The 24,821-nt window shown below is 72.1% G+C and carries 17 protein-coding genes, 1 pseudogene and 1 riboswitch; of the genes and pseudogenes, 8 read left to right on the top strand and 10 right to left on the bottom strand.

What is annotated here, in order from left to right:
- The first annotated feature begins 281 nt into the window (after nt 1-281).
- From EDC50_RS16080 to EDC50_RS16755, 5 genes and pseudogenes are all read left to right on the top strand, one after another.
- Nucleotides 282-1,130: a CheR family methyltransferase gene (locus EDC50_RS16080; RefSeq protein ID WP_123771567.1), complete on the top strand. Its 849-nt coding sequence runs from the start codon at nt 282-284 to the stop codon at nt 1,128-1,130.
- The gene (cheD, locus tag EDC50_RS16075) at nt 1,127-1,717 is read left to right on the top strand and encodes a chemoreceptor glutamine deamidase CheD (protein WP_123771565.1); all 591 of its coding nucleotides are present in this window, start codon (nt 1,127-1,129) and stop codon (nt 1,715-1,717) included. The genes EDC50_RS16080 and cheD overlap by 4 nt, the downstream gene beginning before the upstream one ends.
- Nucleotides 1,717-2,757: a protein-glutamate methylesterase/protein-glutamine glutaminase gene (locus EDC50_RS16070; RefSeq protein ID WP_123771563.1), complete on the top strand. Its 1,041-nt coding sequence runs from the start codon at nt 1,717-1,719 to the stop codon at nt 2,755-2,757. The genes cheD and EDC50_RS16070 overlap by 1 nt, the downstream gene beginning before the upstream one ends.
- 360 nt (nt 2,758-3,117) lie before the next feature.
- Nucleotides 3,118-4,287, top strand: coding sequence for a methyl-accepting chemotaxis protein (locus EDC50_RS16065; RefSeq protein ID WP_123771572.1), 1,170 nt, complete (start codon nt 3,118-3,120; stop codon nt 4,285-4,287).
- Between the two features lie 360 nt (nt 4,288-4,647).
- Nucleotides 4,648-5,277, top strand: a pseudogene (locus EDC50_RS16755) (sensor histidine kinase); the annotation flags it as partial.
- Between the two features lie 118 nt (nt 5,278-5,395).
- On the opposite strand, the gene EDC50_RS16055 reads toward EDC50_RS16755, so the two are convergent.
- The 5 genes from EDC50_RS16055 to EDC50_RS16035 form a co-directional block, all read right to left on the bottom strand.
- On the bottom strand, nt 5,396-6,271 hold the full coding sequence (locus tag EDC50_RS16055) for a TrmH family RNA methyltransferase (RefSeq protein WP_123771561.1): 876 nt from the start codon (nt 6,269-6,271) through the stop codon (nt 5,396-5,398).
- The gene (locus tag EDC50_RS16050) at nt 6,261-6,824 is read right to left on the bottom strand and encodes a GNAT family N-acetyltransferase (protein ID WP_123771559.1); all 564 of its coding nucleotides are present in this window, start codon (nt 6,822-6,824) and stop codon (nt 6,261-6,263) included. The genes EDC50_RS16055 and EDC50_RS16050 overlap by 11 nt, the downstream gene beginning before the upstream one ends.
- 15 nt (nt 6,825-6,839) lie before the next feature.
- A complete protein-coding gene (locus tag EDC50_RS16045; RefSeq protein ID WP_123771558.1) occupies nt 6,840-8,396 on the bottom strand; it encodes an alanine/glycine:cation symporter family protein in 1,557 nt (518 codons plus the stop codon).
- Between the two features lie 232 nt (nt 8,397-8,628).
- Nucleotides 8,629-11,754 carry an efflux RND transporter permease subunit gene (locus tag EDC50_RS16040; protein ID WP_123771556.1) on the bottom strand — a complete coding sequence of 1,042 codons (3,126 nt, stop codon included), beginning with the start codon at nt 11,752-11,754 and terminating at the stop codon, nt 8,629-8,631.
- A 4-nt stretch (nt 11,755-11,758) separates the two neighbouring features.
- Nucleotides 11,759-12,832: an efflux RND transporter periplasmic adaptor subunit gene (locus EDC50_RS16035; protein WP_123771554.1), complete on the bottom strand. Its 1,074-nt coding sequence runs from the start codon at nt 12,830-12,832 to the stop codon at nt 11,759-11,761.
- A gap of 207 nt (nt 12,833-13,039) precedes the next feature.
- Between EDC50_RS16035 and cysK the strand changes: the two genes are divergently transcribed.
- Nucleotides 13,040-13,993 (top strand): cysteine synthase A, encoded by a 954-nt coding sequence (gene cysK, locus EDC50_RS16030; protein WP_123771552.1) that lies wholly within the window; start codon nt 13,040-13,042, stop codon nt 13,991-13,993.
- A gap of 79 nt (nt 13,994-14,072) precedes the next feature.
- Here the strand turns inward: cysK and EDC50_RS16025 are convergent, their stop codons facing one another.
- The 5 genes from EDC50_RS16025 to EDC50_RS16005 form a co-directional block, all read right to left on the bottom strand.
- Entirely contained in the window at nt 14,073-14,540 is a 468-nt protein-coding gene (locus tag EDC50_RS16025) for a hypothetical protein (RefSeq protein WP_123771550.1), read from the bottom strand.
- Nucleotides 14,541-14,642: 102 nt separating this feature from the next.
- On the bottom strand, nt 14,643-15,653 hold the full coding sequence (locus tag EDC50_RS16020; protein ID WP_123771548.1) for a class I fructose-bisphosphate aldolase: 1,011 nt from the start codon (nt 15,651-15,653) through the stop codon (nt 14,643-14,645).
- A gap of 234 nt (nt 15,654-15,887) precedes the next feature.
- Entirely contained in the window at nt 15,888-17,354 is a 1,467-nt protein-coding gene (pyk, locus tag EDC50_RS16015) for a pyruvate kinase (RefSeq protein ID WP_123771546.1), read from the bottom strand.
- 146 nt (nt 17,355-17,500) lie between these two features.
- Nucleotides 17,501-18,142 carry an HAD hydrolase-like protein gene (locus EDC50_RS16010; RefSeq protein WP_123771544.1) on the bottom strand — a complete coding sequence of 214 codons (642 nt, stop codon included), beginning with the start codon at nt 18,140-18,142 and terminating at the stop codon, nt 17,501-17,503.
- Between the two features lie 229 nt (nt 18,143-18,371).
- Entirely contained in the window at nt 18,372-19,550 is a 1,179-nt protein-coding gene (locus EDC50_RS16005) for a phosphoglycerate kinase (RefSeq protein WP_199742118.1), read from the bottom strand.
- A gap of 218 nt (nt 19,551-19,768) precedes the next feature.
- Nucleotides 19,769-20,058: riboswitch (cobalamin riboswitch) on the top strand.
- Nucleotides 20,059-20,428: 370 nt separating this feature from the next.
- Here EDC50_RS16005 and EDC50_RS16000 point away from each other — a divergent pair.
- Nucleotides 20,429-22,792: a ribonucleoside-diphosphate reductase subunit alpha gene (locus tag EDC50_RS16000; RefSeq protein WP_123771569.1), complete on the top strand. Its 2,364-nt coding sequence runs from the start codon at nt 20,429-20,431 to the stop codon at nt 22,790-22,792.
- Nucleotides 22,793-22,934: 142 nt separating this feature from the next.
- The gene (locus tag EDC50_RS15995; protein ID WP_123771541.1) at nt 22,935-23,951 is read left to right on the top strand and encodes a ribonucleotide-diphosphate reductase subunit beta; all 1,017 of its coding nucleotides are present in this window, start codon (nt 22,935-22,937) and stop codon (nt 23,949-23,951) included.
- Nucleotides 23,952-24,821 lie beyond the last annotated feature (870 nt).

Below are 24,821 nucleotides of genomic sequence, written 5' to 3'. Positions count from 1 at the left end.
CACGGCCAAGCCCGCGGCGCCGAAGCCGGCGCCGCGCAAGCTGCGCGGCGCCGCGGCCGCTGCCGGCGACCCGCACTGGCAGGAGTTCTGACGCGACGCCGCCCTCCCCGGCACGCGGGGAGGGCGCGCCGACGCCCTTGGCGTCGCCTGGCCGCGCAGGCGACGCGGCGCTCCCGGCCCCGCGCCGGGACGACCGAAGTGCCGGCGGCTCTCGCCGCCGGCGGATCCGCCCCGGCCCCTTCCGCACCGGGGAGAGCACCCCCCTTCATCGAGCCACCCGCATGCAAGCCACGCGCGTCCAGGATCACCGCGAATTCGTCTTCGACGACCGCGATTTCCGCCGCGTGTGCCGGCTGATCCAGGCCCACGCCGGCATCCACCTCGGCGCGCACAAGCGCGACATGGTCTACAGCCGGCTGGCGCGGCGCGTGCGCGCGTTGGGGTTGACGCGCTTCAGCGACTACCTGGACCGGCTCGAGGCGGACCCGGACGCGGAGCGGCAGAGCTTCGTCAACGCGCTCACCACCAACCTGACCTCGTTCTTCCGCGAGGCCTACCACTTCGACACGCTGGTCGAGCACCTGCGCGCGCAGCCGGCGGGGCCGCTGTCGATCTGGTGCTGCGCCGCCTCCACCGGCGAGGAGCCGTACTCGATCGCGATCGCCGCGTGCGAGGCCTTCGGCACGCTGAACCCGCCGGTGCGCATCCTCGCCACCGACATCGACACCGGGGTGCTGCAGACCGCGCAGCGCGGCGTGTACCCGCTCGAGCGCGTCGCGTCGCTGTCGCCGGAACGGCGCCGGCAGTTCTTCCAGCGCGGCAGCGGCCCGCACGCGGGGCTGTGCCGGGTGCGGCCGCAGCTGCAGGCGCTGGTCGAGTTCCGCCCGCTGAACCTGCTCGCGCCCGACTACCGCCTCGCAGGCGGCTACGCCGCGGTGTTCTGCCGCAACGTGATGATCTATTTCGACAAGCCGACCCAGTACCAGGTGCTGCGCCGGATCGTGCCGCTGCTGGCGCCGGGCGGGCTGTTCTTCGCCGGCCACTCGGAAAGCTTCGGCCATGCGCAGGACCTGATCGTCCCCTGCGGCCGCACCACCTACCGCGCCGCCGGCGCCGGACCCTCCCGATGAACGCGATCCCCGCGGCGGCCGCCGCGCCCGGCACCTACTTCGACGCGGAACTGCAGACCCGGGCGATCAAGCTGCTGCCCGCCGACTACGTGGTCAGCGACCAGCCGCTGGCCCTGATCACGTTGCTGGGTTCCTGCGTCGCCGCCTGCCTGTACGACAACGCGGTCGCGCTCGGCGGCATGAACCACTTCATGCTGCCCGGCGACAGCGACGCGGTCTGCTCGCGCTACGGCGTGCACGCGATGGAGCTGCTGATCAACGAACTGCTCAAGCGCGGCGCGCGGCGCTCGCGCCTGCAGGCCAAGGTGTTCGGCGGCGGCAACGTGCTCAACGGCTTCCACAACGATCCGATCGGCACGCGCAACGCCTGCTTCGTGCTCGACTACCTGGCGGCCGAGCGCATCCCGCTGATGGCGCAGGACCTGGGCGACATCCACCCGCGCAAGGTCTGCTTCTTCCCGCAGAGCGGCCGCACCCTGGTCAAGCGCCTGCCGAGCGCGCGCACCGACGTGATCGCCGATGCCGAACGCGCCTACTACGGACGCCTGAAGCGCGAGCCGGTCAGCGGCAGCGTGGAGCTGTTCTGATGGCGGCCCGTCCCGTCCGCGTGCTGGTGGTCGACGACTCGGCGCTCATCCGGCAACTGATGACCGAGCTGCTCGCGGCCGACCCCGGCATCGAGGTGGTCGGCAGCGCCGCCGATCCGTACATCGCCCGCGACAAGATCAAGCGGCTCGATCCGGACGTGCTCACGCTGGACGTGGAAATGCCGCGCATGGACGGGCTGACGTTCCTGCGCAACCTGATGCGGCTGCGGCCGATGCCGGTGGTGATGGTCTCCACGCTGACCGAGCAGGGCGCGCAGGTGACCCTGGACGCGCTCGCGCTCGGCGCGGTGGACGTGGTCGCCAAGCCCCGGCTGGACGTGGTGCGCGGGCTGACCGAGTACGCCGGGCTGCTGGCGGAGAAGGTCAAGCACGCCGCGCGCGCCAGGGTGCGCGCGCTCAGCGAGGCCCCGGCACAGCCGGTGCCCGCCGCGGCGCCGATCGCCTACCGCACCACCCACCGGCTGCTCGCGATCGGCGCGTCCACCGGCGGCACCGAGGCGATCCGCACGGTGCTGGCGGCGATGCCGGCCGACGCACCGGCGACGCTGGTCGTGCAGCACATCCCCGGCGCGTTCAGCGGCGCCTTCGCCGAGCGGCTGGACCGGCACAGCCGCATGACCGTGGTCCACGTCGAGCAGGACCAGCCGCTGCTGCCGGGCCATGCCTACGTCGCGCCGGGCGGGCGGCACCTGCGCGTGCACCGCAGCGGCGCGCGCTGGCACTGCCGGCTCGGCGACGACGAGCCGGTGCGCCGGCACCGGCCGAGCGTCGACGTGCTGTTCGAATCGCTGGCCGAGCACGCCGGCGCCAACGCGGCGGCGGCGCTGCTCACCGGCATGGGCGACGACGGCGCGCGCGGCCTGCTCGCGTTGCGCAGGGCCGGCGCGTTCACGCTGGCGCAGGACGAGGCCAGCAGCGTGGTCTGGGGCATGCCCGGCGCGGCGGTGACGCTGGGCGCGGCGCAGGAAGTGGCGCCGCTCGCGCAGATCGCCGCGCGCCTGCTCGCCGCCGGCGAGTGAGCGATTCCGCGCCCCGGCATCCCCGGCGACGCGCTTGGCGAATCACGGCGCGAGCGCCGCCTCGGGCGCTGGAAGACGTGCCCGGGGACTCGGCCCGGCAGGATCGCGGCCAGCGCGCCAAGGCGCACGCCCGAGCCGGGCAGGAAGCCTGACCGGGGAAGAGCGACACCCCCGCGGGACGCCCCCGGGCCGACGCGCTTTCGGCGCCGATCCGAACCGGCTGCGCCGGGGATCGGCTCCGATCCGTAGGCGACGTGCCCGGGCAACGCTTGCGGCCGACGCCGGCGAAAACCGGGCGAAACGCTAAAGCCGAGCGCCGCAGCGGCCGTTATCCGGTACGACCCGCACGAGAGATCGATGATGGATTCGCGCGTACTGATCCGCTTGGCCGCGCCGCTGGCGCTCACCCTCCTGCTGATGGCCGCCGAGGCCCTGGGCTGGTCCGCGCCGCTGCGCTGGGGCGCGCTGGTCGCGATGACCCTCGCCTGGCTGGGCTTCGCCTGGAGCATGCGTCCGGCCGGGCGCGACGAGGCCCTGCTGCGCGAGCAGACCCGCCTGCTCGACGAGCTGCGCAGCTTCGTCAGCGCCGAGGTGCAGGGCTCGCGCACCGAGATCGACCGCACCCGCGACCTGATCCGCGAATCCGTCGCCCGCCTGGGCGGCAGCTTCGAGGCGCTGAACCGCAAGTCGCGCGAGCAGAGCGAGGTGGTGGCGCGGATCATCGACCGCACCGGCGAAGGCGGCGGCGGCCTGGACGTGTCGCGCTTCGCCCAGCAGGCCAGCCAGCAGATGGAGCAGCTGGTCGAAGCGCTGGAGTCGGTGGCCGGCCAGAGCAGCACCACCGTCACCCACATCGACGCCATGGCCGAGCACCTGGACGGCATCTTCGCCCTGCTCGAGGACGTGAAGTCCATCGCCGACCAGACCAACCTGCTGGCGCTGAACGCGGCGATCGAGGCCGCGCGCGCCGGCGAGGCGGGCCGCGGCTTCGCGGTCGTCGCCGACGAAGTGCGCAACCTGTCCGAGCGCTCCACCGCGTTCAACGAGCAGATCCGCAAGCTCGCGCACAGCTCCAAGGACGCCATCGCCCGCGTGCGCGAGACCGTCAGCCAGATGGCCTCGCGCGACCTCGACCGTTCGCGCGGCGCGCGCGCCGAGGCGGCGGCGATGCTGGAGCGGGTGGAGACCATCAACCGCGGCCTCGGCAACGGCATGCGCGAGATCGCCGACTGCGGCCGCGCGATCGACGGCTCGGTGGCCGAGGCGGTGCGCTCGCTGCAGTTCGAGGACATCGCTACCCAGGCCTTGGCCGCGGCCGCGCTGCACCTGGACCGGCTGGGCGCGATCAACCGCGAGGCGACCGCGCTGCACGAGCTGCTGCACCGCGCCGACCGCCCCGACGGCGAGCTGCGCAAGGCCCTGGGCCAGCTCGGCCAGCGCATCGCGCAGATGCGCAGCGAATGGGAGCGGCCGCCGCACAAGCCGGTGATGCAACAGTCGATGGATGCTGGTAGCGTCGAGCTCTTCTAGAGCCACCGCCATGCCGGGATGATGTCGTCGATCCCTTCCGCGGCGGACGGGCCCGACCCCGTCCCGCCCTCCCCCGCCGACGGGCGCGGCCATCGCGCCCGTCGTCGCGTTTCCGACCTGCTGCTGTGCCTGGCCCTGGTCGCGCTCGCGTTCCTGTGGCAAGGCCTGGCGGTGCCGCGCCTGCTCGCGCTCGCCGCGCCGGCGCTGGGCGCCGCGGCGCCGTGGCTGGTGCAGGGCGGCTCGGTCGCGGCCGCGACCGCGCTGCTGTACGTGCTGACCCGGCTCGACCGCGTCGCGGTGACCTGGGAGGCGCACGCGCGCAACGGCCGGCTCGACGCGCGCTTGCACGCGCAGCAGCGCGAGCTGGAGGAACTGGCGCGCGGCCTGATCGAGGTGCAGGAGAGCGAGCGCCGCACCCTGTCGCGCGAGCTGCACGACGACGTCGGCCAGGCGATCACCGCGATCAAGATGGGCGCGGCCTCGCTGGCCGGCGAGGACGAGGCCGGCCGCGCCGAGATCGTGGCCGAGATCGTCGCCCTGGCCGACCAGACCATCGCCAAGCTGCGCAATCTCTCGATGCTGTTGCGCCCGCCGCAACTGGACGCGCTCGGCCTGGAAGCGGCGCTGCGCGGGCAGGCCGAGGCGCTGTTCCGCAACGCGCGCACCGCCCTGCGCCTGGAGCTGCAGGGGCCGGCGCGGCGGCCGCCGGCGGCGATCGAGCTGGCCTGCTTCCGCATCGCCCAGGAGGCGCTGACCAACGTCCTGCGCCATGCCGGCGCGGGCACCGTGCAGGTACGCCTGCGGGCCGACGCGCACGCGCTGGCGCTGCAGGTCGCCGACGACGGCCGCGGCTTCGACCCGGCGCAGGTGCACGGCCTGGGCCTGATCACCATGCGCGAGCGCGCGCAGCTGCTGGGCGGCAGTTTCGCCCTGCACAGCGCGCCCGGTGCGGGCACCCGGATCGAGGCACGGCTGCCGCTCGGGGCCTAGCGGCCGGCCGCGGCCGGCACGGCGCCTGCGCGCACGAGGACCGCGCGGCATTCCCGGCGACAGGAAGCGCCTTCGGCGCGGCCCTCTTTCCGCACCACCCGAGCGGAGGGCGGGATGTTCAGCGCCGCGCGCGCCAGGCGGCGAGCAACACCGCGGTGGCCGCGGCGACGTTGAGGCTTTCCACCGCGCCGGTGCCCGCGATGGACAGGCGCAGGTCGCAGGCGGCGGCCAGTTCGCGGTCCATGCCCTCGCCCTCGGCCCCGAGCACGTAGACCAGGCGCTCCGGCAGCGGCGCGGCGAACGGGTCCGCGCCGCCTTCGACCACGGTCGCGGCCAGCGCGAAGCCCGCGCCGCGCAACTGCGCCGCGGCGTTGTCGGCGCGCCCCAGGCGCACCAGCGGCACCGCCTCGGCGCCGCCTTCGGCCACGCGCGCGGCGGCGCCGGACAGCGCCAGCGGCGAATGCTTCGGCAGCAGCACCGCGGCCACGCCGAAGTGCGCGGCCGAGCGCAGGATCGCGCCGAAGTTGTGCGGGTTGCCGACGCCGTCCAGCCACAGCGCGCACAGCGGCCCTGCCGGCAGGTCGCGCAGCCAGTTCGACAGCGGCGACGGCTCCTCGCGCAGCACGTCGGCCACCACGCCCTCGTGGTGGCCGCTGCCGGCGAGCCGGTGCAGGTCGTCCTCCCCGACCACGCGATAGCCGATGCGGTGGGCCACGCACCACTTCAGCAGCGGCTGCAGCGCGGGAATCCGCGCCTCGCTCAGGTACAGCTTGCGCAGCGCCTGCGGGCGGCGCGCAAACGCGGCGCGCACGGCGTTGAGGCCGTACAGCCGCAGCTCGGCCGCGCGTTCCGGGCGCGAGGCCGCCGCCTCCTCGCGCGACCCGGGCGGAGCGGCGACGGGCGGCGGCCGCGACGCGGCGCGTCCGCCGGAAGCGCGGTCCCAGGGGCCCGCGCCGGCGGGCGGGCGCGGGCCGCGCGGCGGATCACGGCGCATCGTCGAGGCTCCTGCGCACCTTGGCGTACAGCAGCAGGTCGCGCGGCTCGCCGTGCTTGACCACAGCGCAGCGGAGCACGCCCTCGCGTTCGAAGCCGTTCTTCTCCAGCACCCGCGCCGAGGCCGGGTTGCCCACGTGCACCGAGGCCTGCAGCCGGTACAACCCGAGCGCGTCGATCGCCCACGGCGCGAACGCGGCCACCACCCGCGTCATCAGGCCGCGGCCCCACAGCGCGCGGCCGAGCCAATAGCCGAACTCGGCGCTGCGGCGGCGCTCGCCCAGGCCCGGATGCGCGCCGATGCCGCCGCACGCCTGCCCGTCGACCTCGATCGCGAAGGCCGGCTCGCTCGGGTCGATCACCTCGCCGGCGAGGAAGCGCTCGCCGTCGGCCCGCGTGTACGGATGCGGGAAGCGCTCGCCGAGCCCGCGCGCGACCTCGGCGTCGTCGGCGTGGCGCAGCAGCGCGTCGAGGTCGTCGTCGCGCCAGGCGCGCAGGACGAAGCCGTCGCCGCGCAGGACGACGCCGCGGTACGGGTGGGCGAGCGAAGCCATCCCCGCGCGGAAGACTCAGGCCTCGCCCTGCGGGACCGGCCGCACCGGCGCGGCCTCGCCGGCGACCGCGCCGCCCGGCCCGGCGCGGCGGCCGCGCCAGAAGTCCGCGTTGCGGATGCCGAGCGCGTCCGGGTCGAACACCGGCTCCACGCCGAGCTTCTTCTGCCGCTCGTAGTCGCGCAGCGCCAGCATCGCCGGCTTGTGCAGGATCAGGATCGCGACGATGTTGAGCCAGGCCATCAGCCCCACCCCGATGTCGCCCAGCGCCCACGCCTGGGTGGCGTTGCGGTACGCGCCGAAGATCACCATCGCGATGATGCCCAGACGCAGCGCCAATACCGTCAGCGGCCGCGGCCGGTTGGCGTTGACGTAGGTCAGGTTGGTCTCGGCCATGTAGTAATAGGCCATGATCGTGGTGAAGGCGAAGAAGAACAGCGCCAGCGCGATGAACCCCGCGCCCCAGCCGGGCAGCATCGACTCGACCGCCGCCTGCGCGTAGCCGGCGCCCGCCTCCACGCCCGGCAACCCGCCGTACAACTCCTTCCCGTCCGGGCCGTGCACGTTGTACTTGCCGGTGGCCAGCACCAGGAACGCGCTGGAGGTGCACACCAGCATGGTGTCGAAGTAGATCGCGAACGCCTGCACGTAGCCCTGCTTGGCCGGATGCGAGACCTCCGCCGCCGCCGCCGCGTGCGGGCCGGTGCCCTGGCCGGCCTCGTTGGCGTAGACGCCGCGCTTGACGCCCCATTCCACCGCCAGGCCGAGCATTGCGCCGAACGCGGCGTGGGTGCCGAACGCGCTCTCGAAGATGATGCGGAACATCTCCGGCACGTACTCGGCGTTGAGCACCATCACCGTCACCGCCATCAGGATGTAGCCCAGCGCCATGAACGGCACCACGATCTCGGCGAAGTGGGCGATGCGCTTGACGCCCCCGAAGATGATCACCCCCAGCAGCAGCGCGACCACGACGCCGATGCCGAGCTTGAGCGCGTCGCGCGCCGGCAGGCCCAGCCACTGCCCGTCCAGGCTGCCGCACAGCGCGCTGCCCTGGCAGACGTTGGCGACGCTGTCGGCGATGGCGTTGGCCTGCACGCCGGGCATCAGGAAGCCGGCCGCGGCGATGGTCGCGACCGCGAACGCCAGCGCGTACCACTTCAGCCCCATCGCCTTCTCGATGTAGTAGGCGGGGCCGCCGCGGTAGCGCCCTTCGGCGTCGCGGGTCTTGTAGATCTGCGCGAGCGTGCACTCGACGAACGAGGTGGAGGCGCCGAGGAAGCCCATCACCCACATCCAGAACACCGCGCCCGGGCCGCCGAACGCGATCGCGGTGGCGACGCCGGCGATGTTGCCGATGCCGATGCGCCCCGCCATCGACATCGCCAGCGCCTGGAACGAGGACACGCCGGCGTCGGAGCTCTGCCCGCGCACGGTCAGCCGGATCATCTCGACGAAGCCGCGCACCTGCATGAAACGGGTGCGGAAGGTGAAGTACAGGCCGGCGCCCAGGCACATGAAGATCAGCGCCTGGCTCCAGATGATGCCGTTGACGGCGTTGATGACGGATTCCACGGATCGTTCCCCGGAGACGTACGCGAAGGCGTCACGATAACCCGGAACCCCGGCCGGCTACGACTGCCGCCTGCCTGAACCGGGCCGCTCCCCGCAGGGCACGCGCCGGCCGCCGCCCGGGCCGGCGCACGCGACGGCGCAGCGGACGCCTCGCCGCACGGGCGGCGAAACGCCCGCGCGCCGCTCGCGGGCGGGATGCGGTGCGCCAGCGGGACGGGCCCGCGCGCTTGGCTCAGGCGTGCCCGCCCACCGACGGCGTCGTCGCCTCCAGCTTCTCCAGCTCCTGGCTCACCGCCTCCGGCGAACGCGTGTACTTGGCCAGCAGCACGTAGAACGCCGGCACCACGAACAGCGACAGCAGGGTCGAGAACGACACGCCGAAGATCACCACGATGCCGATGGTGGCGCGGCTGGCCGAGCCCGGGCCGCCGGCCAGCACCAGCGGGATCGCGCCGACCACGGTGGCGATCGAGGTCATCAGGATCGGCCGCAGGCGCACCGCCGAGGCCTCGACGATGGCCTGGTGGATGCTGCGGCCCTCGTCGCGCAGCTGGTTGGCGAACTCGACGATCAGGATGCCGTTCTTAGCCGCCAGGCCCACCAGCATCACGATGCCGATCTGCGAGAACAGGTTGAGCGTGCCGCCGGTCACCGCCAGGCCGATCAGCGCGCCGAGCACGCCCAGCGGCACCGTCAGCATGATCACGAACGGGTGGATGAAGCTCTCGAACTGCGCCGCCAGCACCAGGTACACCACCAGCAGCGCCAGGGTGAAGGTCAGCAGCACCGCGCCGCCGGCCTGCTGGTACTCGCGCGATTCGCCCTTCCAGTCGATCTGCGCGTGCTCGGGCAGCTCCTCGCGCACCACCTGCTCCAGCCAGGCGATCGCGTCGCCCATGCGATAGCCAGGCGTCAGGCCGGCGCTGATGGTGATCGCGCGCAGGCGGTTGAAGCGGTTCAGGCTGCCGGGCTCGGCCAGCTCGCGCAGGGTCACCAGGTTCGACAGCGGGATCAGGCCGCCGTCGCGGGCGCGCACCTGGATCGCCTGCAGGTCCGCGGGCGAGGCGCGCGCCGGCCGGTCGGCCTGCACGATCACGTCGTATTCCTCGCCGTTCTGCACGAAGGTGGTGACCCGGCGGCTGCCCATCATCGTCTCCAGCGCGTGGCCGATGTCGGCCACCGGCACGCCGAGGTCGGCGGCGCGCTGGCGGTCGATCTCCACGCGCATCTGCGGGCGCGTCTCCTTGTAGTCGGAGTCGACCGAGAAGAAGCCCGGGTTCTGCTCCATCCGCGCCAGCAGCTTGTCGCGCCACTGCGCCAGCTCGGCGTATTCCGGGCCGCCGAGGACGATGTTGATCGGCTGGCCGCGGCTGCGCACCAGGCCGCCGCTGACCTGCGGCATCGCACGCACGCCGGGCAGCCTGGCCAGTTCGCCGCGCAGCTGGTCGGCGACCTCGGCGGTGGCGACGTCGCGCTTGGACCAGTCCTGCAGGAACACGGCGATGCGGCCGGTGTGCATCTCCTCGCTGGCGCCGAAACCGCCCGGCACGCGCGGGTTGTAGCGCTGGATCACCTTGTCCGGGCCGGTGTGCGCGGCCACGATCTTCTCGACCTGCTGCACCTGCCCGACGGTGTAGTCGAACCCGGCGCCCTCCGGGCCCTGGATCGAGATCTGGAACGAGCCGCGGTCCTCCTGCGGCGCCAGCTCCGACGGCACGACCCGGAACAGCACGAAGCTGGCCGCCAGCGCGGCCAGCATCAGCAGGCCGAACAGCCACGGGCGCTCCACGGTGCGGTCGAGGAAGCCGCGGTAGCGCGCGCCGAGCCGGTCCAGCCGCGCGTTGACCCAGCGGTTGACCGGGTTGGACTTCTCCTCGCGGTGGGGCCGCACCAGCTTGGACGACATCATCGGCGTCAGCGTCAGCGCGACGAACGCCGACAGCGCCACCGCGCCGGCCAGCGCCACCGACAGCTCGCGGAACAGGCGCCCGGTGTTGCCCTCCATGAAGCCGACCGGCAGGAACACCGCCACCAGCACCGCGGTGGTCGCGATCACCGCGAACGCCACCTGCTTGGTGCCGCGCCGCGCCGCGACCAGGCGCGGCTCGCCGAGGTCGGTGCGGCGCTGGATGTTCTCCAGCACCACGATCGCGTCGTCCACCACCAGGCCGATGCACAGCACCAGCGCCAGCAGGGTCAGCAGGTTGATCGAGAAGCCGAACAGGTACAGCGGGATGAACGCGGCGATCAGGCACACCGGCACCGTCACCGCCGGGATCAGCGCGGCGCGGAAACTGCCGAGGAACAGCCAGATCACCGCCAGCACCAGCACGATGGCCTCGATCAGCGTGTGGTACACGCGCTCGACCGAGGCCTCGATGAACACCGTGGTGTCGAAGGCGACGAAGATCCGCGTGCCCTCCGGCAGGGTCTTCTGGATCCTCTCCGCCTCGGCGCGCACCGCGCGGGCGACGTCCAGGCTGTTGGCGGTGGAGGTCTTGACGATGCCCAGGCCGATGTTCGGCTCGCCGTTGCTGCGGTAGTAGGCGCGCCGCTCGGCCGAGGCCAGCTCGATCCGCGCCACGTCGCCCAGCCGCACCACGTAGCCGTCGGCGCCCTTGCCCAGCGGGATCTGCGCGAAGTCCTCGGGCTTGAGGTAGCTGCGCGCCACGCGCAGGGTGAAGTCGCGCGCGTCGGACTCGATGCGACCGGCGGGCAGTTCGACGTTCTCCGCCTCCAGCGCGTTCTCCACGTCGTTGACGGTGATGCCGCGCGCGGCCAGGGCGTCGCGGTCCAGCCAGATACGCATCGCGTAGCGCTGCTGGCCGCCGATGCGCACCTGGGCCACCCCGTCCACCGACGACAACCGGTCGACCACGTAGCGCTCGGCGTAGTCGGACAGCTGCAGCGAGTCCATCCGCGTCGAGCTCATGTTCAGCCACAGGATCGGGTCGGCGTCGCTCTCGACCTTCTCGATCTCGGGCGGGTCGGCTTCTTCCGGCATGCGGTCGAGCACGCGGCTGACCGCGTCGCGCACGTCGTTGGCCGCGGCCTCGATCTCGCGCGACAGGCTGAACTCGATGCTGATCGCGGCGCGGCCGTTGACGCTGCGCGACTCGATGGTCTCGATGCCTTCGATGCCGGCCAGCGCGTCCTCGAGGATCTGGGTGATGCGGGTCTCCACCACCGCCGCCGAGGCGCCGGGATAGGTCACGTCCACCGACACGATCGGCGGATCGATCGCCGGCAGCTCGCGCAGGGTCAGGCGCGAGAACGCCATCACGCCGAGCACGATCAGCAGCAGGCTCATCACCGTGGCGAACACGGGACGACGGATCGAGATGTCGGACAGGCTCATGCTCTCAGCCTCGTTCGGGCGCGGCGGCCTCGGCCTGGGTCGCCTCGCGGATGCGGCTGCCGGGGCGCAGCTTGCCGGTGCCGTCGACGACGATGCGGTCGCCGGCCTTCAGGCCCTCGGCGATCTCCGCCTCGCCTTCGCGCCGGCCGCCGACCTTGACGTCGGCGCGCTCGACCGTGCCGTCCGGCTTCACCCGGAACACGTAGGAGTCCGTGCCCACCTGCACGATCGAGATCTCCGGGATCACCAGCGCCTGGCGCTGCGGCCGCGACAGCGTCACCTGCACCAGCATGCCCGGGCGCAGCGCGCGGTCGCCGTTGGGGAAGTCCGCGCGCACCGTCACCGCGCGCGTGGCCTGGTCGACGCGGGCGTCGATGGTGCTGACCGTGCCCTCGAAGCGGCGGCCGGGATAGGCGGCGCTGGTGCCGCTGACGCGCTGGCCGACCGCAAGCTGCGCCAGCAGCACCTCGGGCACCGGGAAATCCACGTACACGCGGGCGATGTCGTCGAGCGTGGCGATCGCGGTGCCCGGCGTGACCAGCGAGCCGGGGCTGACCTGGCGGATGCCGAGCACGCCGGCGAACGGCGCGCGGATCACGCGATCGCCGATGTCGGCGCGCATCTGCGCCACCCGCGCGCGGGCGACGTCGCGCGCGGCGCGCTGGGTGTCCAAGGTGGAGCGCGCGATCAGCTGCTGCCCGGCCAGCTCGAGCTGGCGCTGGTAGAGCTTCTCGGCCTCGTCCGCCGCGGCCTCCGCCTGGGCCAGCGCGGCCTGCTGCTGGCGGCCGCTGAGGGTCACCAGCGGCGCGCCGGTGGCGACCGAGTCGCCGCTGTCGAAATGCACCCGCTCCACCGTCTCGCTGACCTTGGCGGTGACGGTGATCGATTCGCGCGCCTTCACGTTGCCCAGCGCGAGCACGGTGTCGCTCCACGGCTGCAGCCGCACCAGCCGCGTCGTCACCGGCACCGGCGGCTCCGCGCCGTCGCGTTGTTGCGCGGCGCCGTTGCGCCCGCAGGCCGCCGTGGCGAGGGCGACGAGCAGGGCGAGGCCGGCGTGGAGTCCGAGGGAGGGGCGCATTCGAGATCTCTGAACGGAGCGGTAACGGAACCGACCGATTCTATCGGCGGCGCACGGCCCCGGCCTGGGCCATAGGTTGAGGCCGGACTTGACGGAATCGGCTGCCCCGGCCGCCCGGGCCTGCGGCCGCCCGGGCGGCCCGGCGACGTTGCCCGATTATGACGCCCACCGCATGACGCTTCTCCCACTCACGCCCAGGAGCCGCCCATGATCCACGACAGCATTCTCGACACGATCGGCAATACGCCCATCGTGCGCCTGCACCGGCTGGCGCCGCCGCACGTGACCCTGTACGCCAAGGTGGAGTCGTTCAATCCGGGCGGCTCGGTCAAGGACCGCCTCGCCATCGCCATCATCCTCGACGCCGAGGCGCGCGGCCTGCTCAAGCCCGGCGACACCGTGGTCGAGGCGACCTCGGGCAACACCGGCGTCGCCCTGGCGATGGTCTGCGCCGCGCGCGGCTACAAGTTCGTCGCGGTGATGACCGAGACCTTCTCGGTCGAGCGGCGCAAGCTGATGCGCGCCTACGGCGCCAGGGTGATCCTGACGCCCGCCGCGGAACGCGGTTCCGGCATGGTCCGCAAGGCGCGGGAACTGGCGGAACGACACGGCTGGTTCCTGGCGCGCCAGTTCGAGAACGAGGCCAACCCGGCCTACCATCGCAACACCACCGCGGCCGAGATCCTGCGCGACTTCGCCGGCCGCCGGCTCGACCACTTCGTCACCGGCTGGGGCACCGGCGGCACCCTCACCGGCGTGGGCGAGATGCTCAAGCTGGCGCGGCCGCAGGTGCGCGTCACCGTGAGCGAGCCCGCCGGCGCGGCGCTGCTGTCGGGCAAGGAATGGCAGCCGCACAAGATCCAGGGCTGGACCCCGGACTTCGTCCCGGATGTGCTGAACCGCCGCGTCGCCGACGCGATCCTGCCGGTGGAGGACACCCTCGCCCGCGACACCGCGCGCCGCCTGGCCGCCGAGGAAGGCCTCTTCGTCGGCATTTCCGCCGGCGCCACCGCGGCGGCGGCGCTGGAGGTGGCGCGCGAGGCCGGGGAAGGCGCGGTGATCCTGGCGATGCTGCCGGACACCGGCGAGCGCTACCTCAGCACCTTTCTGTTCGAAGGCGTGTCCGAAGGCTCGGACGACGAGTGGCTGGCCGGGCTTTGAGCCGCCCACGGACGGCGGGCGCCGCATCGCCATCGGCCGCGATGCCGGGCATGCGCCGCCGGCGCCCCGGCGCGGACGGTCAAAGGAAATGCCAAGCGGCGACCGCGGCGAGCGCGAGCAGCAGCGCGGCCAACACCATGCCGTTGCCGTCGCCGCGGGCCACGGTCGGCCGTGGACGCGCCGCCTGCCGCGAACGCGTGCGCTTGTGTTCGACGATGCGCCGCATCGCTTCGACGCCGCGCAGCCCGTGCTCCTCTTCGAGGATCCGCAGCGCGGCGGCCGAGTCGCCGCGCATCAGCGCCATCACCGCCGCCGAAGGCAGCGTCTCGGTCCCGGTCCCGGTCCCGGCCTCGGCCTGCGCCGGCGGTGCGGCCGCCGCCGCGGCGGCGATCTCGCGCGCGGCGAACGCCTCCACCGCTTGTTTGGCCGCGCGCAGGTCGATGCCCGGGTTGGCGTCGAGCACCTGCTTGATCGCCGCGACCTTGCGCCCGGCGCGGAGCAGGCTCTCGGCCTGTGGCGGAATGAGCGGACCGGGATCGGCGGACATGGGCGGCTCCATCGCAGGCGGGCGCGACAGTTTACGACGGCAACGGAAAACGCCGGCCCAGGGCCGGCGTTTTCCGACAACGCGTCGGCGAACCGGAACGCCTTACGCCGCCTGCTTCCACTGGCCCAGCGCGGCCAGGCCGTTGTCGCGGGCGCGGGCGTAGACGGTCTCCTGCGCCTTCTTGTAGTTGCCGGCCATGTCCTGCGCCCACAGCTTGAGCGCGGCCTGCTGCATCGCCCGGCCGTAGGAGAACGACAGCGGCCACGGGTGCGGGCCGGCCTGGTTCATCGCGTCCAGGTGCGCGGTCGCGGCCTCGTCGGACTGGCCGCCGGACAGGAACACGATGCCCGGCAAGGTCGCGGGCACGGTCGACTTCAGGCAACGCAGGGTCTCGGCGGCGACTTCCTCGACCGAGGCCTGCTCCGGGCAGGTGGTGCCGGAGATCACCATCGAGGCCTTGAGGATGGTGCCCTCGAGCATGACGTTGTGCTCGTACAGCGAGGCGAACAGCGAACGCAGCGTGACCTCGGTGACCTCGTAGCAGGTGTCGATGTCGTGGTCGCCGTCCATGATCACCTCCGGCTCGACCATCGGCACCAGCCCCTGCTCCTGGCACAGCGCGGCGTAGCGGGCCAGGGCGTGGGTGTTGGCGTCGATGCAGGTGCCGGACGGGATGTCCTCGCCGATGTTGATCACCGCGCGCCACTTGGCGAAGCGCGCGCCGAGCCGTGCGTACTCCTCCAGGCGGGCGCGCAGCCCGTCCAGGCCCTCGGTCACCACCTCGCCCGGGAAGCCGGCCAGCGGATGGGTGCCCTTGTCCACCTTGATGCCGGGGATGATCCCGTTCTCGCTCATGTACTTGGCGAACGGCACGCCGTCGCGGGTCGACTGGCGGATGGTCTCGTCGAACAGGATCGCGCCGGAGATGTAGTCGCTCAGCCTGGGCGTGGTCAGCAGCAGCTCGCGGTAGGCGCGGCGGTTCTCCTCGGTGTTGTCGATGCCCACGCCGGCGAACCGCTTGGCGATGGTGCTGGTGGACTCGTCGATGGCGATGATGCCCTTGCCCGGGGCGACCATGGCCCGGGCGGTTTCGGCAAGCTGTTCGATGCTCATGGGGACGTCCTGCTGGAGCGGTGGGAAGGTGGGGAAGCCCCGGATTATAGCCGCAGCCGGGCGTCTACGGCGGCTTCACATGGCGCAAAATCAACCACTTGCAGACCGGACACCCCGGAATCCAATACCAGTTGCGGCAGCGCCCGGGCGGCGGGGGAACGGCTGGAGAGGAAAACAAATGAGAGGAGCCCAGCCCGGGCTCCTCTCCGCGCTTTCCGTTCCTCTCGCCGGTCCTTACAGCTCGTCCAGCCCCTCGGCGGTGCCGCCGGCGCCGACCTTGAGCAGGCGCAGCGTGTTGGTCGCGCCGTGGCGTTGCATGGTGTCGCCGCTGGTGAACATCACCCGCTCGCCCTCGCTCAGCTGGCCGGCGTCGAACAGTTGCTTGATCGCCTTGCGCGCGGCGTCGAGCGAGCTCAGGCCGCGGCTGTCGAAGGCGTACGGCACCACGTCGCGCATCAGCGCCATGCGCCGGCGCGCGTCGTCGTGGTGGGACAGCCCGAAGATCGGCACCGGCGAGCGGAACCGCGACAGGAAGCGCGCGGTGCCGCCGGACTCGGTCAGGGCCACGATCGCGCGCACGCCGATGTGCTCGGACAGGAACATCGCCGCCATCGCGATCGCCTGGTCGGCGCGCTGCAGGTTGCGCGGCGCCGCCTCGAAGTCGGTGTCGTGGTCGAACTGGCGCTCGGCGCCGAGGCAGATGCGCGCCATCGCCTCCACCGCCTTGACCGGATAGCGGCCGGCGGCCGATTCCTGCGACAGCATCACCGCGTCGGTGCCGTCGATCACCGCGTTGGCGACGTCCAGCACCTCGGCGCGGGTCGGGATCGGGCTGTCGACCATCGACTGCAGCATCTGCGTGGCGGTGATGACGACCTTGTTGCGCTCCAGCGCCTCGCGGATGATCTTCTTCTGCAAGCCGGGCAGCTCGGCGTCGCCGATCTCCACGCCCAGGTCGCCGCGCGCGACCATGACCACGTCGCTGGCCTCGATGATCTCGGCCAGGTTCTCGATCGCCTCGGCGCGCTCCACCTTGGCCACCAGCGAGGCGTTGCTGCCGGCGGCGCGGGCGATCCGCCGCGCCTCCTCCATGTCCTCGGCGTTGCGGCAGAACGACACCGCGATGAAGTCGGCGCCGAGTTCGGCCGCGACCCCGATCAGTTCCTTGTCGCGCTCGGTCAGCGCGCCCAGCGACAGGCCGCCGCCGAGCTTGTTCAGGCCCTTGCGGTCCGACAGCGCGCCGTCGTTGAGCACGGTGGTGACGATGCGCTCGCCCTCGACCGCGCCGACGCGCAGCTGCAGCAGGCCGTCGTCGAGCAGCAGCACGTCGCCGGGGCGCACGTCGCCGGGCAGGCCGAGATAGCTGACGCCGACCTCGCGCAGGTTGCCCGGCGGCGCGTCGGCGCGCGCGACCAGGTCGAAGCGGTCGCCGGCCTTCAGCAGCACGCGGCCTTCGGCGAAGCGTTCGATGCGGATCTTCGGACCGGGCAGGTCGGCCAGGATGCCGACCTCGACGCCGACCCGCCGCGCCGCCTCGCGCACCGCCTCGGCGCGCGCGATCTGCCCGGCCGGATCGCCGTGCGAGAAGTTCAGGCGGACGACGTTGGCGCCGGCGGCGAGCAGCGCGTCGAGCACGCCCGGCGGATCGGTGGCCGGGCCGAGGGTGGCGAGGATCTTGGTGCGACGTTGTCTCGTGGTCATTGGCGGTCTTTCCCCGTGAACTCCGCACGCTATCACAGCCGTTCGCGCATGGCAGCGCATGCGCGCGCGCATCGCGGCGCCGGCGCGCGATCCCGCGACGCGCTTCCCGGCGACGCCGCGCCTCGCGGCGGCCGGCCGCGGCGCCGCTACCCGGCGATCAGCGCAGGCAGCTGCGCCGGACGCTCGGCCAAACGCCAGGCGCCGGCGCCGCGCAGTTCGTCCTCGCCGCCGAAGCCCCACAGCACGCCGACGTTGCGCATGCCATGGTGGCGCGCGCCTTCGATGTCCATGCGCCGGTCGCCGATCATCCAGCACGCCTCCGGCGACAGCGCCAGCCGGCGCAGCGCCTCGGCGATCAGGTCGCGCTTCTCGCTCAGCCGGCCGTCGGCGGTGGCGCCGATCACGTCCGCGAAACGCCCGCCGAATGGCAGGTGGGCGACGATCTTGCGCGCGTGCGCCTCGTTCTTGGCGGTGACCACCGCCAGGCGGTGCCCGGCCGCATGCAGGCGCTCGACCGTCTCGCCGATCCCGGCGTAGACCTCGTGCTCGGCCCAGCCGTGGCTCTCGAAACGTTCGCGGTAGTGCGCCACCGCGAGTTCCACCCGCGCCGCGTCGCCCAGCAGCGGCGCGAAGCTGGTGCGCAGCGGCGGCCCGATCCAGCGCCGCAGCTCCGCCTCCGGCGGCACCGGGTGCGCCAGCCGGGTCAGCGCGTGGGCGACGCAGCGGGTGATGCCGACGGCGGAATCGATCAGGGTGCCGTCGAGGTCGAAGAACAGGGTGGGCAGCATGTCGGGCATCGGAATGGCGCGTCGGGTCTTGCCGCGATTGGCGGCGGATGTTCGGCCAGGTCCGGACCGGAGGCCGGATCGGCGAGCGGCGTTATTCCCGCAGGGGGGCGGCCGAGCGAACGTGGCCGCGGCCCCGGATCCCTGGGGGAAGGCGAAGTCGCGGGACGGCGACGGCGAGGAAGCGGGAACGACGATGGCCCGGAAGGCGCGGACGGGCCGGTGCACCGCGTCAGCCGCCGCGCCGCTCCAGCGCGGCCACCGCCGGCAGCTTCTTGCCTTCGAGGAATTCGAGGAAGGCGCCGCCGCCGGTCGAGATGTAGGACACCTCGCGCCCGATCCCGTACTTGTCGACCGCGGCGAGGGTGTCGCCGCCGCCGGCGATCGAGAACGCCTTCGACGCGGCGATCGCGCGCGCCAGGGTCTCGGTGCCCTTGCCGAAGGCGTCGAACTCGAACACGCCGACCGGGCCGTTCCAGACCACGGTGCCGGCGCCGGCGACCAGTTCGGCGTAGCGCGCGGCGGTCCGCGGGCCGATGTCGAGGATCATGTCGGACGCTCCGACGGCCTCGACCGCCTTCACCGTCGCCGGCGCGTCGGCCTTGAACTCCGGCGCGACCACCACGTCGATGGGCAACGGGATCTCGGCGCCGCGCGCCTGCGCCTCGGCCATGATCCTCCTCGCGGTCTCGACCAGGTCCGGCTCGAACAGCGACTTGCCCACGCCGTGGCCCTGCGCGGCGATGAAGGTGTTGGCGATGCCGCCGCCGACGATCAGCCGGTCGACCTTGGCGGCCAGCGACGACAGCAGCTCCAGCTTGGTGCTGACCTTGGAACCGGCGACGATCGCCAGCAGCGGCCGCGCCGGCGCGTCCAGCGCCTTGGCCAGCGCGTCGAGCTCGGCCATCAGCAGCGGGCCGCCGCAGGCGACCTTCGCGTGCAGGATCGCGCCGTGGGTCGAGGCCTGGGCGCGGTGCGCGGTGCCGAACGCGTCCATCACGAACACGTCGCACAGCGCCGCGTACTTCTTCGCCAGCGCCTCGTCGTCCCGGCCCTCGCCGACGTTCATGCGGCAGTTCTCCAGCAGCACCAGCTGGCCCGGGCGCACGTCGACGCCGTCGACCCAGTCCCGCACCAGCGGCACCTCGATGCCGAGCAGCCCGGACAGGCGCCGGGCCACCGGCGCCAGCGAATCGGCCTCGCTCCAGGTCCCTTCCTTCGGCCGCCCCAGGTGCGAGGTCACCATCACCGCCGCGCCCTTCTCCAGCGCCAGCTCCAGCGTCGGCAATGCGGCCAGGATGCGCTGCTCGGAGGTGATCCGGCCGTCCTCGATCGGCACGTTCAGGTCTTCGCGGATCAGCACGCGCTTGCCTTGCAGATCGAGGTCGGTCATTCGCAGGATCGAAGCCATCGGGATCGCCTATGTGGAGTGGAGGACAGGAACGGGAAACCCGGCGCGGACGGGGGCCGGGTGGCGCCGCGGACCCGGCCGGCCGCACGGGCGCCGGTTCGCGCTCGATCCGTTCCGGCCGGCTATTGTCCCTGCCGCTCTGCGCGGCGGCAAATCGACGCCGCCGCGCGCCCCGCGCGACAGCCACGACATTTTGCGTTGACGGATCCATCGAACCCCACTATGTTGGGGCCGTCGGTGCCGGCCGCGTTGCGGCCGGCTTAAAAGGGAAGTCCGGTACGGCGATGCCCGAGGGGCGCAGCCAAGGCCGGCGCTGCCCCGCAGCGGTGTGGGAAACGAACCGGCCATGGCACTGGGCGAAGCGCCCGGGAAGCGGCCGCAGTAGGAGGAGCGGGAACGACCAGAGCAACCCGGAACGCAGTGGACGCCCCGCTCGTTTCCCGTTGCCCACGTGCGTTGCCCGCTTCGCGTCCCGAGCCCGAAGACCTGCCGACGGCCGCGCGTCGCACACCGCGCGGTGACCGGCCAGCGAGTCTTCGGAGGGGAGACGGTCGGTGTCGCGGCGGACCCTGCATCCGCCTCGCCGAGCGGCGCCAGGCGCGTCCCGGCCGCGATGCCCGATCTGCGTTCGCTCTTGCGAAGACTCCGCGCCCGCGGGGGCGCGGCCGTGCCGTCGGCGCGCGCCGGCGGTGCGCCCGCGTCCGCGCGCGCCGTCCCTGCGAGGGCAGGACGGCCCCCGTGCGCCCACGCACCGGAGTCCCGCCATGATCGCCACTCTCGATTCGCCCCGCGCCGCCGCGCCCGCTGCCGCGGCCCCCTCCCCCACGCACGACACCGCGCCGGGCTTCGCCCTGACCCCGCCCGCGGCCAGCCTCACCATGACGGTGACCAAGCGCAACGGCCGCCGCGAGCCGGTCGACCTCAACAAGATCGTCCGCGCGGTGACGCGCAATTGCGAGGGCCTGCACGCGGTCGATCCGATGCGCGTGGCCACCCGCACCATTTCCGGGCTGTACGACGGCGCGAGCACGCGCGAGCTGGACGAACTGTCGATCCGCACCGCCGCCCTGTTGACCGCCGAGGAGCCCGAGTACGGCCGCCTGGCCGCGCGCCTGCTCGCCGGCGTGATCGCCAAGGAGGTCGCGGGGCTGGAGATCCACGCCTTCTCGCAGTCGGTGCAGCGCGGCTTCGACCTGGGCCTGATCAACGAGCGCCTGCTCGGCTTCGTCCAGGCCAACGCGCGCAAGCTCAACGACGCGATCGACGAGTCGCTGGACCAGCGCTTCGACTACTTCGGCCTGCGCACGCTCTACGACCGCTACCTGCTGCGCCATCCCTCCGCGCGCACGGTGATCGAGACGCCTCAGCAGTTCTTCCTGCGCATCGCCTGCGCGCTGAGCGAGGACGTCGGCGAGGCGCTGGCGCTGTACCGGCGCATGGCCCAGCTGGATTACCTGCCGAGCTCGCCGACCCTGTTCAATGCCGGCACCACCCACGAGCAGCTGTCCAGTTGCTTCCTGCTCGACTCGCCGGACGACTCGCTGGAGGGCATCTACAAGCGCTACATGGACGTGGCCAAACTGAGCAAGTTCAGCGGCGGCATCGGCCTGAGCTACACCCGCATCCGTTCGCGCGGCTCGCTGATCCGCAGCACCAACGGCCTGTCCAACGGCATCGTGCCATGGCTGAAGACGCTCGACGCCTCCGTGGCCGCGGTCAACCAGGGCGGCAAGCGCAAAGGGGCGTGCTGCGTCTACCTGGAACCCTGGCACGCCGACGTCGAGGAGTTCCTCGAACTGCGCGACAACACCGGCGACGAGGCGCGCCGCACCCACAACCTCAACCTGGCGAACTGGATCCCCGACGAGTTCATGCGCCGGGTCGAGGCCGACGGCGAGTGGTCGCTGTTCGACCCGGCCAAGGTGCCGCAGCTCACCGACCTGTGGGGCGAGGCCTTCGACCGCGCCTACCGCGCCGCCGAGGCCGCCGGGCTGGCGGCGAAGAAGCTCAAGGCGCGCGAACTGTACGCGCGGATGATGCGCACCCTGGCGCAGACCGGCAACGGCTGGATGAACTTCAAGGACAAGTCCAACCGCGCCTGCAACCAGACCCTGCGCGAGGGCAACGTCGTCCACCTGTCGAACCTGTGCACCGAGATCCTCGAGGTCACCTCGCAGGACGAGACCGCGGTGTGCAACCTCGGCTCGATCAACCTCGCGCACCACGTCGAGCTGTTCGAGGACGGCCCGCTGCACGGCCAGCCCGGGCGCTTGGACTTCGACAGGCTGGCCGAGACCGTGCGCCTGGCGGTGCGCCAGCTCGACCGCGTGATCGACCTCAACTACTACCCGATCGAGACCGCGCGCCGCGCCAACCTGAAATGGCGCCCGGTCGGCCTCGGCGTGATGGGCCTGCAGGACGTGTTCTTCAAGCTGCGCCTGCCGTTCGACGCCGAGCCGGCGCGGGCGCTGTCGCGGCAGATCGCCGAGGCCATCTACTTCCATGCGCTGTCGGCCTCGAACGAGCTGGCGATGGAACGCGGCCGCCACCCCGGCTTCGACGACACCCGCGCCGCCCAGGGCGAGCTGCAGTTCGACGCCTGGGGCGTGGCGCCGTCCGACCCCGGGCGCTGGGACGCCCTGCGCGCGCGCATCCGCGAGCACGGCCTGCGCAACTCGCTGCTGGTCGCGATCGCGCCGACCGCGACCATCGCCTCGATCGCCGGCTGCTACGAATGCATCGAGCCGCAGGTGTCGAACCTGTTCAAGCGCGAGACGCTGTCCGGCGACTTCCTGGTGGTGAACCGCTATCTGGTCGAGGAGCTCAAGCGGCTGGGCCTGTGGACGCCGGAGCTGCGCGACGCGATCAAGCTGGCCGAAGGCTCGGTCCAGGGCATCGACGCGATCCCCGAATCGCTGCGCGCGATCTACCGCACCGCCTGGGAGCTGCCGATGCGCTCGCTGATCGACATGGCGGCCGACCGCGGCGCCTTCATCGACCAGAGCCAGTCGCTCAACCTGTTCATCGAGAGCCCGAACATCGGCCAGCTGTCCTCGATGTACATGTACGCCTGGAAGAAGGGCCTGAAGACCACCTACTACCTGCGCTCGCGCCCGGCCACCCGGATCGCGAAGGCGACCGTGAGCGGCGCCGGCGCGCAGGCGCCGAAGCCGGACTACACCCCCACGGAAGCCGTCGCCTGCTCGCTGGAGAACCCCGAGGCCTGCGAGGCCTGCCAGTAACGCGCCGCAAAGCCCTCTCCCGCCCGCGGGAGAGGGGTTGGGGCGAGGGCCGGTCGGGAACGACCCGCCCGGCGCCCCGCGCCGCCCTGATCCGCCCCCTCCGGGCACTCCCCCCGCCATCGGGAAGCAACAAGGAACCCTCATGTCCACCGCCACGCCCCGCCTGCTCGACCCCGGCTTCGACCTGACCCTGCGGCCGATGCGCTACCCGCGCTTCTACGAGATGTACCGCGACGCGATCCGCAACACCTGGACCGTCGAGGAGGTCGACTTCTCGCTCGACGTCAACGACCTCAAGCACAAGCTCGGCCCGGCCGAGCGGCACCTGGTCGAACGCCTGGTCGCGTTCTTCGCCACCGGCGATTCGATCGTCGCCAACAACCTGGTGCTGAACCTCTACCAGCACATCAACGCCCCCGAGGCGCGCATGTACCTGTCGCGGCAGCTGTACGAGGAAGCGCTGCACGTGCAGTTCTACCTGACCCTGCTCGACACCTACCTGCCCGACCCGGTCGCGCGGGCCAAGGCCTTCGCCGCGGTCGAGAACATCCCCTCGATCCGGGCCAAGGCCGAGTTCTGCTTCAAGTGGATCGACTCGATCCAGGACCTGCACCGCATCGAAACCCGCGAGCAGCGCCGGCAGTTCCTGCTCAACCTGATCTGCTTCGCCGCCTGCATCGAAGGCCTGTTCTTCTTCGCCGCGTTCGCCTACGTCTACTACCTGCGCTCGCGCGGCCTGCTGCACGGCCTGGCCTCGGGCACCAACTGGGTGTTCCGCGACGAGAGCGGCCACATGGCCTTCGCCTTCGAGGTGATCCGCACCGCGCGCGCCGAGGAGCCCGACCTGTTCGACGACGCGCTGTCGGCGCAGGTGGTGCGCATGCTCGAGGAGGCGGTGGAGTGCGAGATGCAGTTCGCCCAGGACGTGCTGTCCGGCGGCGTCGCCGGGCTGTCGACCAAGGACATGCGCCAGTACCTGCAGTACTGCGCCGACCTGCGCCTGGTCCAGCTCGGCCTGCCGCGCCATTTCGGCGCGAGCAACCCGTTCGCGTTCATGGACCTGCAGGACGTGCAGGAAGTGACCAACTTCTTCGAGCGCCGGGTGTCGGCCTACCAGGTCGGCGTCGAGGGGGAGGTGGCGTTCGATGCCGCGTTCTGAGCCGGCCACTGCGGCGCCTGCGCTGGGGCGGCCGCTCGGGGCGAGGACGATCGAGATCGTCTTCCACACTGATTCTTGGCGTACCCGATCATCATCCGTAGCACTCGGGAGCCTCCTGACGGACTCGCGGCCCGCAGCGCGGTCAGCCATCTTCTGCCAGCTGCTGCTGGCCAATCTGGCGATGTAATGGACCGCCAGCTTCCTCAAACCGGATACCGCCCATATCGCTGCCTTTCTGGCGCTATTCGGTGCCCCCTGGCGCTCGCAGTCCTGCAAATCGTTCTTGCTGCTTTGATAGGGGCAACCAGCGCCCTGGCGGGCGTCGTTACCCAAGCCTGCGTTGGAGCAGCAGCCGTCATTGCATTGCTTGGCGTACTTCCTTGGACCGGCGCCGCACTAGCTGGTGGTGTCTACGGGCCAGCGCATCCGGCGGTCATAAGCACGTACAACGGCGCCTGGTAGGAGACAGTGCCGACTTTGGAACCCTGTTGCGGAAGGCTCCAAAAAAAAGAGGGCGATACGGTCTGCTTGAAGATCCTGGCAGGCATGGGCGGCGCCTACATTGCAAGGAGGCTCGACCAAGCAGCGGGATTTATCCCGTCCCCGGGACAAGGTCGTGCGGACGTCGCCCTGCCCCGGCATCGAAGGCTAAGATGATGCGCCATGGCCGATCCGGTCGCCAGTTCTGGTAATTTGCGCCGGCGAGCCGGCGCACCGCACCGCGGGGCCAGAGCGGCGCGCGATCAGGAGTCGGGCTCGTTCCGCGCCCCGCTTCTTCAAGGAGGACAGGCGTGAGCTCGTTGCAGTCAACGCAGGGATTGCTGGCCGCGCTGGCCCGTTACGCAGGCGCGGACCGTCTGTACCGCCTGG

The organism is Vulcaniibacterium tengchongense, assembly GCF_003814555.1.
GTDB lineage: Bacteria > Pseudomonadota > Gammaproteobacteria > Xanthomonadales > Xanthomonadaceae > Vulcaniibacterium > Vulcaniibacterium tengchongense.
The sequence above is the reverse complement of the archived record's forward strand: the minus strand, read 5'-3'. Positions and strand labels throughout refer to the sequence as shown.